The organism is Paenarthrobacter nitroguajacolicus (genome assembly GCF_029952445.1).
Lineage (GTDB): Bacteria > Actinomycetota > Actinomycetes > Actinomycetales > Micrococcaceae > Arthrobacter > Arthrobacter nitroguajacolicus_B.
In genome coordinates, this window is sequence record NZ_JAQPPK010000035.1 from 1 (window position 1) to 15,849 (window position 15,849).

The window sequence follows — 15,849 nt, forward strand, 5'->3', positions numbered from 1 at the left end:
TACAAGGGTTACGGCGGTCATAGCGTGGGGGAAACGCCCGGTCCCATTCCGAACCCGGAAGCTAAGACCCACAGCGCCGATGGTACTGCACCCGGGAGGGTGTGGGAGAGTAGGACACCGCCGGACATACTTTGGAAAGGCCCCAACCCGTACAGGGTTGGGGCCTTTCGCATTTAAGGACCCACACCCGGAAGCACGCAGAATCAAAGACCACAAGCTGACGGCACAGTAGAGGGAGCCCAAGCGCGCCGGTAGAGTTGGTGGTCATGGAAAACCTCTTCAGCCACCCTGAGTCAGAGCCCGAGGCGGCCCGGTCGGGCGAAAGCCTCGAACCCCTTATCGTCAGCGTCGTGGTGCCCACCACGGTGCCGCACGCTTTCCAGGGATTCACGGACCATCCTCATTTGTGGTGGCCGTTGGAGGAGGAAAGCGTCTATGGTGCGGGTTCACACGTTGAGTTCGAGGAGAACCTCATCCTGGAGACCGCAGAGGACGGCCGCACGTCCGTGTGGGGAACAATCGATGACTGGCAACCGCCGTTGTCGTTCCATGCCAGCTGGTATCCCGCAGGGACGCCCCTGTGGTCCACCGAGATCCGGGTGGTTTTCAGTTCCGTGGATGGCGGTACGGAAGTGCGCCTGATCCACGACGGTTGGGAAGGCGCTGAAGACCCTGCGGCTTCCAGGGCGTCCTACGCCGAAGGTTGGCCCCGGGTGCTGCAGCGCTATGCCAGGTTCATGGGCGGAGCAGTTGCCTAGGGTCCGCAGGCTGGGCGCACAGGACTGGCAACTGCTGAAGAACGTCAGGTTGGAGATGCTGGCGGACACACCCATGGCCTACGTGGAGAGCCTGGCAGCTGCGCGACGGCAGACGGACAGCCAATGGCAGGAACGCGCCGCGGCCATGACAGGGGAGGGCAGTATCACCCTGGTGGCTGACAGTGGCGAGGATGGTTCCAGATTCTGTGGCCTGATGCGGGTGGTGGTCAAAGATCCCCAGGATCGTGCACGCCCACTGCAAGCGATGCTCATCAGCGTGTATGTCAGCCCCGAGCACCGCGGCCTGGGGCTGGCCGACGAACTCCTCAGTTCGGCGTGCAAGGCCGGCGCGGACGAGCTCGCAGCCCAGTACCTTGAGCTGGGCGTCCATGAGGACAATTCACGTGCTCAGGCCTTCTATAGGCGGCACGGATTCGAGACCACGGGTGCAAGCCGTCCCTATCCACAGGACACCGCCAAGCGAGAATTGGTCATGGAGCGGCACTTGCCTTAGAGGCATTCCTAGGCTGCGCCCACCTTCGGCACGGCCGTACTCGTCCGCACCACCAGCTTGGTGGGGTGTTCGGCGTCGGCCGGCTCGAGAACCAGTCCGTTGGTGATGGCTCCAAGGAGTGTCCGGACAGCCAACGCGCCCTGTCCCTTGGCGTCTTGGTCGATGGTGGTCAGGCCCAGGACATTGCCCAGATCGTGTCCGTCGATGCCCATGACCGAGAGGTCCTCTGGAATGCGAAGGCCGAAATCCCGTGCAGCCAGGATGGTGCCGATTGCCATTTCGTCTGAGGCTGCGAACACGGCCGTGGGCCGGTCTGGCGCACTGGCCAGCAGCTGCCGGGCAGCGGCGTAAGCGCCTTCGATGGTGAAGTCCGCCGCAACGATCCATTCGGGCCTGACCGGGCAGCCGGCGTCGTTCATCGCTTTTTCGAAACCGCCGCGGCGGGTGCCTGGCAGGCGAAAGTCCTGGTCGTAGGCTTCGTTTCCCGTGATGTGCGCGATCTTGGTGTGGCCGAGCCCCAGCAAATGGTTGGTGGCCTTCATCGCGATGCCTGTGTCATTGATGCGGATGGTCGAAGCACCCGGAAGGGGGCCGCCGATGCCAACAATGGGCCGGTGCACCGCATGCAGTTGCTGGATCTCGCTGTCACTGAGTTTCAGTGACACGGCGATTACGGCGTCAACGCGTTTGCGGAGCAGGAAATCGCTGAAGACGCTGTTGCGATGAGCCGGGTTTTCACCGATGTTGTACAGGGTGAGGTCGTAGCCGGCTTCCAGGAGCGCGGCGGAAGCGCCCTCGATCACCGCTGAAAAGAACCAGCGGTGTACCGAGGGCACCACCAGGCCCACATTGTGCGTGCGGCCCGAGGCCAGGCTCGAGGCATGGTAGGACAACACGAAACCGAGTTCCGCGGCCGCGGCCCTGGCACGTTCCCGGCTGGTGGGGGAGACATGGCCCTTCCCGCTCAGCGCACGCGAAACAGTGGCAACGGACAGCCCGGCGCGCTCGGCTACGTCCTTGATGCCGGTCATGCAGCTCCTCGATGGGGGAAGTTAGCTGGCTGAGAGCCAGATTGTCTCCCCCGAGCCTAGTGGATGGCCGTGATCCGCCGCGGAACTGCGCAGAATGACCTGGCCTTCGGGGAGCGGAACGGATTCCTCGCCGACATTCATGATCACCAGCGTTCCTCCGTTGAGGTAGGCCAAGGTGGATCCGTTGCAGTAGTCCTCCACCCAGGCGAGCGATCCTGAGCCGAGGCGCAGCCGCGCCCGTTCTGCAAGCAAGGAACGGTACAGGTTAAGGTGCGACGCCGGATCGGACTCCTGCTTGTCCCTCGCCAGTGCGGGCCAGGACTCGGGCTGGGGGAGCCAGGGGTCCAGTCCGTGGCCGAATCCCGCATTGGGCTCTGCCGAACGCCAGGGCAGGGGCACCCGGCAGCCGTCGCGTCCGATCCTCGCGCCTCCGGTGCGAGCGAAGGTGGGGTCCTGCCGCATGCTTCCGGGAATGGACGTGGAATCGGGAAGGCCCAGCTCTTCGCCTTGGTAGAGGTAGGCGCCGCCCGGAAGGCCGAGCATGAACATGGTGGCTGCGGCAGCCCGGCGTCGTCCGAGTTCTTCGTTGGGTTGGACGTCGTCAGGGCCGATGCCATCACCGTCGCGGGGACCCGGACCGTCGTAGCCGAAGCGGGACACGTGTCGGACGACGTCGTGGTTGGACAGGACCCACGTGCTCGGGGCGCCCACCGCATCCAGGGAAAGCAGGGAATCGGTGATGATGTGTCGCAGACGGTTGAGGTCTAGGCCTGCATGGAGGTAGGGGAAGTTGAAGGCCTGGTGCATTTCGTCGGGACGCACCCATTGCGCCAGCCGGGGGAGCGGGTCCACGTTGGCTTCAGCGCACAGGATGCGGTCCGGACCGTACTCTTCCAGAATGGAACGCCAGCGACGATAGATATCGTGCAGGGCGGGCTGGCCGAACATGGGAGCATCCTGCCCGGGGAAGCCTTCGGAACTGTTTCCATCGGCCCGGCCACCCCAGTTGGGCAGGCCGGGGGCTTTGACCAGTGCATGGGCTACGTCCACCCGGAAGCCGGAAATACCGCGGTCCAGCCAGAACCGCAGGACCCGTTCAAACTCAGCGTGAACCGCCGGGTTGTCCCAGTTGAAGTCCGGCTGCGAGGAATCGAAGAGGTGCAGGTACCACTGTCCTGGCTGCCCGTTCGACTCGATGATCCGTGTCCAGGCGGGGCCGCCGAAGTGTGACTGCCAGTTGTTCGGTGGCTGGTTGCCGTCCTCGCCCAGGCCGTCCCGGAAAATGAACACATCGCGCTCGGGGCTGTTGGCGCCGGCGGTCAGTGCTGCTTGGAAGGCTACGTGCTTGTCCGAGCAGTGGTTGGGGACGATGTCGGCAATGACCCGGAGATTGAGCCTGTTGGCTTCTGCGATCAGCGCATCGAAATCGGTCAGGGTCCCGAACAGGGGATCGACATCGCAGTAGTCGCTGACGTCGTATCCTGCGTCCCGCTGGGGTGAGCGGTAGAACGGCGACAACCAGACGGCGTCGACTCCCAAACCTGCCAACTGGGAAAGCTCGGCCGTGATACCCGCAAGGTCTCCGATTCCATCACCGTTGAGGTCGCGGAAAGACCGCGGATAGATCTGGTAGATCACAGCCGAGCGCCACCATCCGTGGGCCGTGGAGGCGTCGTGGACCGGGGTGAGCTGCGTAAAAGCTGCAGGGGGCTCGTGGGCCTCGACCTGGAGCAGGGAATCAACGGACATGGAGTCATCGTAGAAGAGTTTTCCTTGAATTGTAAACGCTTCCAGTCCTAAGGGTGCTGTCATTACATGTGTGTTGACTCGCCCCGGATTCCGGTAGACAGGAGCGCATTTGCGTCGTGTGGAATCGCTTCCACCTTTCCATTGCAGAAGCCGCAAAGACTTAGACTGGCCCTGAAAGGCTGCGAAGACTGCCGGTTTGGCGTGTCCGCGGTGCACATGTGGAGGGAATGTCTTGTCGGACGAAACGGCTATCGCCGGAACATCGGGAGAAAGCATCAGGAGCCGCACGGTCGGCGAAACGGAAACTGTGCTGCATACGGCTGCGCAGAGGGACTTTCTGGCGGAACTGGCCTATGGCCTTGAAGCCCACCAGCTGGCTCGCGACGAAGAAACCCTCACTGTCTACTCGATCGATCAAGGGCCAATGCTCGAGCGACACCTTCCGCTGGCCGTTGTTTGGGCCGAATCCGTGGAGGATGTCCAGCACGTGGTTCGCAGCTGTGCGGCGCATCGTGTGCCGATCGTCGCCCGCGGCGCAGGAACCGGAGTCTCCGGAGGTGCCCACGCCACCGAAGGCTGTATCGTCCTGGGACTGGAACGCATGAACCGCATCCTGGACCTGAACCCCGATGACGAGACCGCCGTCGTCGAACCCGGCGTCATCAATGCCGAGCTGAACGCTGCTGCCGCTGAACACGGCCTCATGTACGCGCCCGACCCCGCCAGTTACAAAATATCCACCATTGGCGGCAACGTAGCCACCAACGCCGGTGGGCTCCGTTGCGCCAAGTACGGGGTGACGCGCGATTCCGTGTTGGCCTTGGACGTGGTGATGGCGGATGGCTCCTTGATGCACACCGGTCACCAGACGTTCAAAGGCGTTGCCGGCTACGACCTGACAGCATTGCTGGTGGGCTCGGAGGGAACACTGGGCATCGTGGTGGGCGTGACCGTCCGCCTGAAATACCTCCCGCGCGAGGTCCACACCATTGCTGCGTTCTACCAGGACTTCCGCAGCGCAGCCGCCGGTGTCCTGGCAGTCGGCAAGGCGCGCGTGCAGCCAGCCATCATGGAACTGCTGGACAACGGCACTCTCGTCCAGCTGGACGAACTGCACGGAGGCAACCTGCAGGAACGCGGAAAATCCCTGCTCCTGATTCAAACCGACGGTTTCGGCGCGGCTGCAGAGGCCGACGTCGTCCGGCAGGTTCTCGCCGCAGGCGGCGCCACCGTGACCACTGAAGCCAGCGCCGAGGCTGAGATGCTGGTGGAGTTGCGCCGAAACAGCCGCGGCGTGGAAGTGGACGACGAATTCAGGGTGGGGGAGGACATCGCGGTGCCGCGTTCACGCCTGGTGGACTTTGTTGCTGGGCTGGAAGCGATCGCCCACCGCTTCGAGGTTCGCCTCAAAGTGGTGGCCCACGCCGGTGACGGCAATCTGCACCCCACATTCTGGATGGACCGGGTGGACCCGACAACGGACGCGGACGCCCTGGTGCGCCTCAACGCAGCCTTGGACGAGTCCATCCGCGTAGGGCTGGAGATGGGCGGGACCATCACCGGCGAACACGGGGTGGGACAGTACAAGCTGCGGTGGTTGGGGTCGGAGCAGCCTGAACCGGTGCGGGAGTTGCAGCGGCGGATCAAGGAGTTGTTTGATCCGCAGGGGATTCTGAATCCGGGGAAGGCCATCTAGCGTTTCCCCTGAACGGGGGACTGGCCTCGCTCAGTTGGTATTCCAAACTGGTTGCCGCTGTTGGTGGGTCACATTGTCGCGCCGTATTTCTCTACATTTACTTTCCACCCATCGCATCTTAGGCTTACTTGGTATACCAAAAATGTTATGAGGAGAATGACGTGGAAGAACAGCGCCGGGCCTTCGCCCGACCTCCGGGGCGTGGCGCCCGACTTGCCACAGGATTGGTGCTGTTCGCGCTCGTCATGGTGTCCGTGAACCTCCGGCCGGCCATCACAACTGTCGCCGGGGTGATGGGGAAAATTCCTGGCGTCTTCACCCTGGATCCCGCCCTGCTTCCCCTGCTGGGAACTTTGCCGGTCTTGGCCTTTGGGGTGTCCGGGCCGATCGGACCCTGGCTGGCGCGTCGGATCGGGACCGGGCGCGCCGTTGCGCTTGCGCTCCTGGTCCTTGCTGCGGCGCTCGTCATCCGGGCCACGGTCCCGGCACTTCTGCTGCCCGGCACGTTCCTCGCTGGCATGGCGATCATGACGGCCAGTGTCCTGGTGCCGCAGATCGTTAAAGCCAACCGGGGTACCGGATGGTGGACAGGCCTCTGCACCATGGGGTTCGGCTTGGGCGCGGCGCTCGGGGCGGGTCTGGTTCAACCTCTTCAGCAGGCCTTTGGCGGCAATCTGGCGTGGGCGCTGGCGGTGTGGGCGGTTCCCGCCCTCTTCGGGGCTGTCCTCATCCAGCGCACCGGAGGAAGCTCGACGGCGGCACTGACTGTCCCGGGCGATGTCACCTCAGCGGCAGGGGACGCTGCGACGGCTGGTCGGGACGCGGCGTCGTCCGTTGTTGTCCCAACCCCGCTTGGTACGCCGCTGCGGAAGCAGCGCACAGCCTGGGCGGTGACGGCTTTCTTCGGGCTCCAGGCGATGCTTTACTTTGCCATCACGTCCTGGCTGGCGGTGTACCTGGTGTCCCGGGGGGTTTCGTCCGCTGACGCTGCCGCCCTCCTGGCCTGGTTCAGTCTCGCGGGGCTCCCGGCGAGTTTGCTGGCGCCCGTCCTCGCCAGCCGTCCCGCGATTCTGCGCTGGATGGCGCCAGGGCTGGGGTTGTCGGTGGCGCTTGCGCTGGTTGGGGTCCTTACGGCGCCGGCTGAACTGCAGTTCCTGGCGGTGGGGATATTGGGGGTGGTGCAAAGCGCCGGATTCGGCCTCGGCATGGCCTTGGTGGTGATTCGCTCGGCCGGCCCGCAGTCCGCCGGACGGTTGTCCGCAATGAGCCAGGGATTCGGGTTCGCCCTGGCTTCCCTGGGTCCATTGCTGGCAGGTTTGCTGCACACTTTGACCGGCGGGTGGGAAGCAACGTTCTGGGCGCTCGCGGCGGAGGCTATGGTGCTGGCGGGAGCCGGCTTCTTTGCCATCCGGGGCCCGGTGGTGAGGGTAGAGGAGGCGCGGGTGGTGGCGGGCTCCAAGCCTGCGGATACCGAGGCCCTTGCTTGACCACTGTTGTTGGAGAAGTGTAGGTAGTGGCGTGTTTGAGGATGGGGCTATCGATGCCTCCCGGAACTACGGGGTCTACGACACCGAGCGAGAGCCAACGCTACAACCAAATAATTGTCAAGCCTTGACCGGACCGGATCGCGCCCTTAGAGTTCTGATATATGAGTCATATGTCACACTCGGTCGATCCCGACTCGAGGTTTGATCCCGATGAGCCGGCGTGGGGGTGCCGGAAAACCGAGGCCTGGCCGCATCCATCTCGACGGGTTGTGACACATGACGGACGCCGGAGTCATCTCGCGAGTCCTGGACGGCCACATCGGCTGGGCTCGAGCCAGTCGGCATCGTCCACAGGTTGCTGCTAAGGGCCGCCGCTGGCCGTGCATCCGGGTAACGGAGCTTAGGTGCCGTCAACGAATTGCGCTCACGCCAGAAGGGAAGAAATCTTTATGATCCATCCGACCAGGACGACGGCCTCCGTCGAAACCCCCACATCGAGCGAGACCAGCTCCAAGTTCAAACGCCGCTTCATGGTGCGGCTAGTCGCTGTTTTTATCGGCGGGATGTTCCTCGACGGTTACATCCTTGGAATCATTGGTCCCGTCACCGGACTCATCCGGCCGGATCTCCAGCTCGACGAAATATCTCTGGGCCTGATCGCTGCGGGCCCGCTGGTTGGCATCTTCGTCGGCTCCCCGCTGGCAGGGTGGGCTGCTGACAAGTTCGGACGCAAGCCCATGTTCCTCGTGGACATGGGCCTCTTCCTGGCGGCCTCGGCGGCACAGTTCTTCGTAACATCCGGAGACGGGGCCGTGATCCAGCTGGTTGCCATCCGGTTCTTCATGGGCGTCGCGATCGGCGGCGAGTACTCAATCGGTGGGCCACTGCTCTCAGAGTTCTCCCCTCCAAAGCTCCGAGGGCGATTGCTCGGGCTGACCCTGATCGCGTGGTACGTCGGTTTCATGGTGGCGTTCATCATCGGCACGGTACTGCACGACGCCGGCACCCCGTGGCGCATCGTGATCGGCACGAGCACGATCCTCGCTTTCGTCCTGTTCATCGCCCGCTTGGGCCTCCCCGAATCACCGAGCTGGCTCATCACGAAGGGACGGCATAAGGAAGCGCTCGAGATCGCACGCAGGTACGTCGAATCACCCCAGATGCGCGACAGCATCACCGAGGAGATGGACCTGAGGATGATCCAGGATGCCCAGGCCGCGAAGAGCAAAACCAAAATCAAGAACGCCTCGTTCGGCATGCTTTTCTCGAAGCAGTACTGGCGCACCACGCTCTTCACCTCAGGTTTTTGGTTCTGCGCGGTCACTCCGTACTTCGCAATCGCGACCTTTGCCGACGACGTGCTGAACCAATTCGGCTTTGGTGGCGGCTGGACGGGTGGAGTCGGCCTGTCCGCACTTGCCGCCGCGGGCGTTGTCACCACAGTACTTTTGATCGACAAGCTCGGCCGTCGAATCCTCACCGTGCCCGGGCAGTGGCTCTGCGCAGGCATCCTGCTGGTCATCGGCGTCTGGGCGGACGCGCCCGCGATCCTGGTGCTTGTCCTGTTCCTGGCATTCTCCTTCTTCAACGCCGGCTACACCACGATGACCCAGGTCTATCCGGCGGAGATCTTCCCCGGCCACCTGCGCGGCATCGGCATGGGCTTCGCCGCGTCCTTCAGCCGCATCGGAGCCGCACTCGGCACCTTCGCCCTGCCATGGGCGATCAGCAACATCGGCATGGGTCCAAGCATGGTGGTGGCCGCCGTCGTCGCACTGCTCGGCGCGATCCTTTCGCAGTGGCTCGCGCCTGAGACAAAGGGGCGCACCCTCGCCGAGATCTCAGCAGACTTCTCCCACTGACTCCCAGCCCTGTTGAGTGGCATCTGCGCGGCGTATCCTCGGCCATATGACGAACTCATCAGGGTCGAATCAGCCAAGTACGCCCGCTACGGAAATCCTTGAGACCAATGAATGTTGGGAGTTGCTCCGAGGGGTTTCCGTAGGCCGCCTGGCCGTGGTGGTGGACCACCATCCAGACATCTTTCCCGTGAACTACAAGGTGGACCACGGCACCATGGTGTTTCGCACGGGAGAAGGCACCAAGCTGCACGCGGCTCTCAGCGACACCCCTGTTGCGATCGAAGCCGACGGTGTGAACGCTGAGACCGGAGTTGCGTGGAGCGTGGTGGTCAAGGGCCAGGCAGCGGCCGTAAGCCTGACCCAGGACGTATTGGATACCATCGGCCTCCTGCTCTTCCCCTGGGAGGCGGGGCAGAAGGACCAGTTCATCCGCATCACCCCCAGCAAGGTGACCGGTCGCCGATTCAAGGTCACAGCGCCAGCCACCTGGTGGACGCCGCTCGATGATGCTCCCACAGCGAGGGGCGAATAGCGGCTGCAGATGAACCCTCCCTCGTTCGGACCCCTCACCGCACAGCGGGAGGAATCACGAACCAGGGCGGGTTCTTCGCGTAGCGCCTAGACCAGTTCCAGCTGGTCCGCCACAACCTTGCCGGCGTGAATGACCGTGCGGTCCTTGCCACGGTCCATGACAGTGGAAGCCACCGTTTCGCCGTCCACCAAAAGCAACTCGGCCGGATCGCCAACCTCGACGCCGGGGCGGTGGGCTGCGTCCTTCAGCCGGGTTGCGTTGGGGTCGAGGATGCTCGCGCCACCGATGGTGGCGATGGCGAGGCAATGCTCGATGAGCTCGTCTTTCCGGAAGCCGTGGGTAAAGGCAAGCTGCCAGGTCCGGTCCAGCATGTCGGTATTCCCGTAGGGGGACCAGTAGTCGCGCTGCCCGTCCTCACCCAAGCCCAAACGAACACCGGCCTCGGTCAGCAAAGGTATGGGCAGTTGTCCGGAAGCAGAAGGTGCCACCGATGCCAAGGAAACGTCGAGCTCCGCGAAGGCATCGATCAGCCTGCGCGTCGTGGCCTCATTGACGCTGCCCAGTTGGTAGGCGTGTGACATGGTGACCTTGCCTTGCATCCCCAGCGCGCGGGTGCGCTCCAACACCAGGTCAGTGCTGAAGACGCCGAGTTCGCCGGGCTCGTGGAGGTGGATGTCGATGGGCACTTGGTACTTTTCCGCGAGCCCAAAAACGATGTCCAAGTGCTTGGCAGGATCCCGGTCAAGGGTGCATGGATCGATCCCACCCATGACGTTGGCTCCGGCCTTCAGCGCCTCTTCCATGAGTTCCACGGTGCCTTCTTCCAGCAGCAATCCGGCCTGGGGGAAGGCGATGATGTCCACGGATGCCTGCCCCGCGAACTTCTCCTTGGCGGCAGCAACGGCGTCGAAACGCTCCAGGCGGCAGTCCACGTCAACTTGCGCGTAAGAGCGGACACGCGTGGTGCCGCGCGCGATCATCCGGCCCAACGTGTCATTCACGCGGTCCTGCAACGGAACCTCGGCGTTGCGCCAGTTCTGCCGGTCGTTCATCATCATGGTCCAGACGCCAGGGCCACCCGTGTGTTCCCGGAAGGGCAGTCCGATCCGGGTGGAATCCAGGTGGACGTGGACATCCGAGAAGGACGGAAGCAGGATGCGGCCCCGCCCTTCCACGACTGTCACGCCATCGGGCACGGCACGGCCGGCATCATGGGGTTCGACGCCGGTGATCTTGCCACCTGCTTCGCCCGCAACAATCGTGACGTCGCTGAGCGCTTGCCCCCAGGGACGGGCGGCGCGGATCAGGGTGTTCACTGTTTACTCCTTTGATAGTGGGTCTATTGAACGCCGGCCAGGGCCGCTGCGGCCACACCCGAGTGGTGGCAGGCCGGAGTGGACGGTGTGGCCGCTGTGGGAATCTCGCTGATGCAGCGCTGGCGTTGCTCTTCAGGAAGTGTCCCGATCAAGGGGCAACGCGTCCGGAACACACAACCGCTTGGCGGATTTGCCGGAGAGGGCAAATCGCCGCGGAGCCGGATCTTGACCTGTTCGCGGGCAGCCCGCGGATCCGGCAGCGGAACGGCGGAGAGCAGGGCCTTGGTGTAAGGGTGCAGGGGATTGCCGAACAAAGAATCCCGGTTTCCCTTTTCCACGATTTTGCCCAGGTACATCACCGCAACGTCGTCGGAAATGTGCCGGACTACTGAAAGATCGTGGGCGATGAAGATGTAGGCCACACCGGTATCACGCTGGATCTGCTGCAGGAGGTTCACCACCTGGGCCTGTACGGAGACGTCCAACGCGGAAACGGGCTCATCGCACACAATCACAGAGGGATTCAGCGAGATGGCCCGGGCGATGCCCACACGTTGCCGTTGGCCGCCGGAAAACTCATGCGGGAACCGGTTGTAGTGCTCGGGTTTGAGGCCCACCTGGTCCAGAAGTTCCTTCACACGGTTCTTGAGGCCTCCCGGTGGATTGATCTTCTGCGCCACCATGGGAGCGGCGATGGCCGTGCCCACGGTCTGGCGCGGGTTCAGCGACGCGAAGGGATCCTGGAAAATCATCTGGACTTTGCGGCGGAAGTTGTAAAGGTCCCGGCCGCGCAACTGGCTGATGTCGACGCCGTCGATCATGATCCGTCCGCCCGTCGGCTCCATGAGCCTGGCCACCATCCGTCCGGTGGTCGACTTACCGCAACCGGACTCACCCACGAGCCCCAGGGTCTGGCCGCGGGCAAGACTGAACGATACGCCGTCGACCGCTTTGACCGAACGCTTAGCGGCACCCGGCAGCAACCCGCCCTTGAGCGGGAAGTGCTTTTGCAGGTTCTCCACCTGGAGAATTGGCTGGTGTTCCATGGGGTTCCTAACGCGAAGTCCGGATGGTGATGATTTGCGGGCCGCTCAGGTGGCAGCGCTTGCCGTGGCCGGCTTCAACCGTCAGTTCGGGCCGCTCCTTGGCGCATTTACCCTCGCCGACGAGTTCGGCGTACTGGCACCGGGCGCTAAAGATGCAGCCCTTGGGCAGGTCAAGGAGCGACGGCGGCTGGCCGGGGATCGGATTCAGTTCGCCTGCGGCGGTGCTCAGCGTGGGCATTGAGTTGAGCAGCCCCAGGGTGTACGGGTGCTGGGTGTCGTAGAAGATCTCGTCCACCGGCCCGGATTCGACGCACTGGCCGCCGTACATGACCAGCACGTCGTCGCAGACCTCCGCTACCACGCCGAGGTCGTGCGTGATGAGGATCAGTGCGGAGTTGGTCTCCTCCTGGAGTTCGGACATGAGGTCCAGGATCTGCGCTTGGACCGTCACGTCCAGGGCGGTGGTGGGTTCGTCGGCGATCAACAGCTCGGGCTCGCAGATCAGCGCCATCGCGATCATGGCACGCTGCCGCATGCCGCCGGAGAAATGGTGGGGGTACTCGTCGTAGCGCTGCTCCGGGCTTGGAATACCCACCCTTCCCAGCATGTCGACGGCGGCTGCCCGGGCCTGCTTCTTGCTCGCTTTGTTGTGGACGAGGTATGCCTCGGCGATCTGGTGGCCCACCGTGTAGAAGGGGTGCAGGGCTGAGAGCGGATCCTGGAAGATCATGCCGATGTTGCGGCCGCGCAGCTGCCGCATCGCGGACTCGGGGAGCGTGACCAGGTCCTTGCCCTGGAACATGGCTTGTCCGGTGACCTGGGCGGACGTGCCTTTGAGCAGGCCCATCAAGGCCTGGCTCGTCACTGATTTTCCGGAGCCGGACTCGCCAACGATTCCCAGCGTTTGGCCGCGTTCCAGAGTGAAGTCCATGCCGTTGACCGCGGAGACCAAACCGTCGTCCGTCGGGAACTTCACGGAGAGATTGCGGACCTCGAGGAAGGCGTCCGTGGCTGTGGCACCCGCTGTCGGGGCGCTGGTGTGCAGTTGTGTCATTGGAGCCTCACTCGGGGGTCGATGGCGGCATAGGCGAGGTCCACGGCAACGTTTGCGACGATCACGAAGAACGCAGCCAGCATGGTGATGGCCATGGTGACTGGAAGATCACCTGAAATGGCGGCATGCACCGCGGTGAAGCCCAGGCCGGGAACGGAGAAGATCTGCTCCGTGAGGACCGCGCCACCGAGCAACAGGCCAATGTCCATTCCAAGCATCGTCACCACCGGGGTGATGCCCGCCCGGACGCCGTGCTTGAACGTGACGGTCCGGGGTGCCAGGCCTTTCGCACGGGCGGTCCGGATGAAGTCCTCACCAAAGGTCTCGATCATGTTGGTGCGGGTGACACGAATGTAGGAGGCGCTGAAGAGAACGGCCAAGGCGATCCATGGGAGCAAATAGTTGGCCACCCACGCCCCCGGGCCCTGTGGACCGAACGGGCTGTTGATCTCGTTGGTGGTGAACGGCAGCAGATGCAGTTGGTTCACGAACAGGAGCAGCAGGAACAAACCGGTCACGGGGATGGGCAGCGAAACCCCAACCGAGGCCGCGCCCACAATGAACTTGTCCACGGGTGAGCCCTTCCGGAGGGCAGCCATCAGGCCGAGCCCGACGCCCGTGATGGTCCACAGCACCAATGCGCCGATGGCCATGGAAAACGTATAGGGCAAGGAGCGGGCGATGATGTCCGCGACGTTCTCGTTGGTTTGGAAGGACTTGCCCAGGCAGGGCCATTCGCAAAGCGTCTGGGCTCCCGGGGCTCCGATCATCCGTGACGAAAAGAGGCCGCGGACGTAATCGAAGTACTGGAGAAAGAAGGGCTGGTCCATACCTAAAGCAACCCGGGCTTCGGAGACCCGCTCGGGCGTGCACTCCTGGCCGCAGGCAGCGGCGGCGGGATCTGAGGGTCCGAGCTGGAACAGCGTAAAGGTGATGAAACTTACCGCGAAAAGGAGCAGGACCAATGATCCGGCCCGGCGAAGAATGAAAGTCATCATGGTGGTGGTTGCGGGCCGCCCGCAGATGCAGGCGGCCCGCTTCTCCTTCTGGTTTCCGAAGCCCGGTTAGTGCTCGACGCCGACGATCGAGAGGTCGATGCCGCCGAAGAAGTAGCCCACTTGGGCATTGCGGACCTTCGAACCCACCACGCTGTTGGTGTGGGTGCGGATGAGCGGCACGATCGGGTAGGTCTTCAACGCCGTACCGAACGCTTCGGACCACTTCTTACCGAGTTCCTCCGAAGAGCCATCGGTGTTGCGCAGTTCGAACATCGTCTTGGAAACCACGGGATCAAAGTAGCGGGAGGTGTTGGAGAAGCCGTAGCTCGTGCCGTCATTGTTCGGTCCCAGCAAAGGATCAGCCGAGGTGCGGACGGAGGCGGGATCGGCCCCGCCGCACCAACCGGAGCGGCCCATGTCCGGAAGTTGTTCACTTGCCAGGATCGAGTAGTAGTTGGGCGCCGGGATTGCTACGAGCTCCACGTCGATTCCCAAGGCCTTCAGGTTCTGCTGGACCACTGTGCCGGTGTTCTTGAAGGCATCGCGGTTGTTGGCGTACCCGTAGGTGAGGGTCTTGGGGTATTCCTTGCCCTCAAGGAGCTTCTTGGCTTCTTCCAGCTTGGGCTTGCCGGCGGGGTCCAGCTCAAGCGGTGTTTCGACGTAGCCGCGCATCTTGTCGTTGAGCGGGCTCTGGGTCAGTTCGCCAAAGCGACGTCCGCCGTACTGGACCAGGATGGACTGGCGATCCAGGGCCAACGCGATCGCCTTGCGGACATCCGGGTCCTTGATCTTCTCCGTGTTCAGGCTCAGGACGTCGTTGCAGCCGAGGAGTCCGGAAGCCACACGGTCCTTTACCTTGGCGTCAGCCAGCTTTGCGGAGTCCGAGGTCTGAAGAGCGCCGTTGGAATCGAGGGTGATGGCGTTCGGATCGGAGTCAGCGAGCAGTTGCTGGCTGATGGTTGCCTGGGAAGTGGACAAGGAGAAGCTGAACGTGTCCGGGAGGGCGGAACGGTTCGGGTCCGTGGCAGGATCCCAGTGCGGGTTGCGGACCAGTTTCAGCGACTTTCCACGGTTGTAGGACTCCACCATGTACGGACCCGAGGACACCGGGTGGTTGGTGTAGTCGAGTTTGCTGTCTTTGGCCTTAGGGACCGGCGCCGTGTTGGAACGCGATGCCAGTGCCGGGAACTCTGCGAACGGCTTCTTCAAGTGGAACACCACAGTGCGCTCATCAGGTGTTTCAACCGCCTTGAGCACAGCGGAAGGATCCTTGTACGGGCCCTTGTACCCACCGGCGTCGAGCGCTGCATTCAACTCCTGCGGCGCCTGGGTGAAGACGTCCTGCGCGAAGGTGCGTTCCACGCCGTACTTGATGTCGGCGGAGGTGATGGGGGTGCCGTCCTCGAACTTCACGCCTTCCTTGAGGGTGAATGTCCAGCTGAGTCCGTCGTCGGAGACCTTGCCGGTGTCGGTCGCGAGGTCAGGGACGACAGTTGGTGGCTGCCCGGCTGTTTCCTTGGCCATGGTGAGCGTCCGGTAGTACAGCTGTCCGACGTTGGCGGTCTGGACGTAGTTGCTGTTTCCGGGGTCCAGGGTCTGGAAGTCCGAAGACATCAGGACGTTGATGTTGCCGCCCTTGCCGGTGAAGCCGGACTTGACCACAACGGGCGCCAGCTCGGTGACGGATTCGGCAGGCTTGGAATTGCCTGGTTGGCTTTGGCCCGCCGCGCAGCCGGTAGCGGCCATTGCGATCAGCACGGAAAGCGCCAGTGCTCTCGTGGGGGTTTTCATGATGCTCCTAAGAGG

Annotated in this window: 13 protein-coding genes and 1 rRNA gene; 7 read left to right on the plus strand and 7 right to left on the minus strand. The window is 63.3% G+C overall.

The genetic code is table 11. The annotated features are described in order from the left end of the window. Positions 1–9: 9 nt before the first annotated feature. From rrf to PJL15_RS19940, 3 genes are all read left to right on the plus strand, one after another. Positions 10–126 (plus strand): 5S ribosomal RNA (gene rrf / locus PJL15_RS19930). A 140-nt stretch (positions 127–266) separates the two neighbouring features. Beyond that, positions 267–758, plus strand: a complete 492-nt coding sequence (locus PJL15_RS19935) for an SRPBCC domain-containing protein (RefSeq protein ID WP_281452874.1) — start codon at positions 267–269, stop codon at positions 756–758. Beyond that, positions 727–1,272: a GNAT family N-acetyltransferase gene (locus tag PJL15_RS19940; RefSeq protein ID WP_281452875.1), complete on the plus strand. Its 546-nt coding sequence runs from the start codon at positions 727–729 to the stop codon at positions 1,270–1,272. The genes PJL15_RS19935 and PJL15_RS19940 overlap by 32 nt, the downstream gene beginning before the upstream one ends. 8 nt (positions 1,273–1,280) lie before the next feature. Here the strand turns inward: PJL15_RS19940 and PJL15_RS19945 are convergent, their stop codons facing one another. After that, a complete protein-coding gene (locus PJL15_RS19945) occupies positions 1,281–2,303 on the minus strand; it encodes a LacI family DNA-binding transcriptional regulator (protein WP_281452876.1) in 1,023 nt (340 codons plus the stop codon). A gap of 21 nt (positions 2,304–2,324) precedes the next feature. Continuing rightward, a complete protein-coding gene (locus tag PJL15_RS19950) occupies positions 2,325–4,052 on the minus strand; it encodes a glycoside hydrolase family 13 protein (protein WP_281452877.1) in 1,728 nt (575 codons plus the stop codon). Positions 4,053–4,284: 232 nt separating this feature from the next. Between PJL15_RS19950 and PJL15_RS19955 the strand changes: the two genes are divergently transcribed. The 4 genes from PJL15_RS19955 (at position 4,285) to PJL15_RS19970 (ending at position 9,629) form a co-directional block, all read left to right on the plus strand. Beyond that, a complete protein-coding gene (locus tag PJL15_RS19955; protein WP_281452878.1) occupies positions 4,285–5,748 on the plus strand; it encodes an FAD-binding oxidoreductase in 1,464 nt (487 codons plus the stop codon). A gap of 161 nt (positions 5,749–5,909) precedes the next feature. Continuing rightward, positions 5,910–7,235 (plus strand): MFS transporter, encoded by a 1,326-nt coding sequence (locus tag PJL15_RS19960; RefSeq protein WP_281452879.1) that lies wholly within the window; start codon positions 5,910–5,912, stop codon positions 7,233–7,235. Between the two features lie 449 nt (positions 7,236–7,684). After that, positions 7,685–9,097, plus strand: a complete 1,413-nt coding sequence (locus PJL15_RS19965) for an MFS transporter (protein ID WP_281452880.1) — start codon at positions 7,685–7,687, stop codon at positions 9,095–9,097. Positions 9,098–9,143: 46 nt separating this feature from the next. Next, entirely contained in the window at positions 9,144–9,629 is a 486-nt protein-coding gene (locus tag PJL15_RS19970; protein WP_281452881.1) for a pyridoxamine 5'-phosphate oxidase family protein, read from the plus strand. 86 nt (positions 9,630–9,715) lie between these two features. Here PJL15_RS19970 and PJL15_RS19975 read toward each other — a convergent pair whose 3' ends face one another. From PJL15_RS19975 to PJL15_RS19995, 5 genes are all read right to left on the minus strand, one after another. After that, positions 9,716–10,945 carry an amidohydrolase family protein gene (locus tag PJL15_RS19975; protein WP_281452882.1) on the minus strand — a complete coding sequence of 410 codons (1,230 nt, stop codon included), beginning with the start codon at positions 10,943–10,945 and terminating at the stop codon, positions 9,716–9,718. Between the two features lie 23 nt (positions 10,946–10,968). Continuing rightward, positions 10,969–11,991 carry an ABC transporter ATP-binding protein gene (locus PJL15_RS19980; protein WP_281452883.1) on the minus strand — a complete coding sequence of 341 codons (1,023 nt, stop codon included), beginning with the start codon at positions 11,989–11,991 and terminating at the stop codon, positions 10,969–10,971. Positions 11,992–11,998: 7 nt separating this feature from the next. After that, a complete protein-coding gene (locus PJL15_RS19985) occupies positions 11,999–13,045 on the minus strand; it encodes an ABC transporter ATP-binding protein (protein WP_281452884.1) in 1,047 nt (348 codons plus the stop codon). Beyond that, a complete protein-coding gene (locus PJL15_RS19990) occupies positions 13,042–14,043 on the minus strand; it encodes an ABC transporter permease (RefSeq protein ID WP_281452885.1) in 1,002 nt (333 codons plus the stop codon). The genes PJL15_RS19985 and PJL15_RS19990 overlap by 4 nt, the downstream gene beginning before the upstream one ends. 66 nt (positions 14,044–14,109) lie before the next feature. Next, on the minus strand, positions 14,110–15,834 hold the full coding sequence (locus PJL15_RS19995) for an ABC transporter substrate-binding protein (protein ID WP_281452886.1): 1,725 nt from the start codon (positions 15,832–15,834) through the stop codon (positions 14,110–14,112). Positions 15,835–15,849 lie beyond the last annotated feature (15 nt).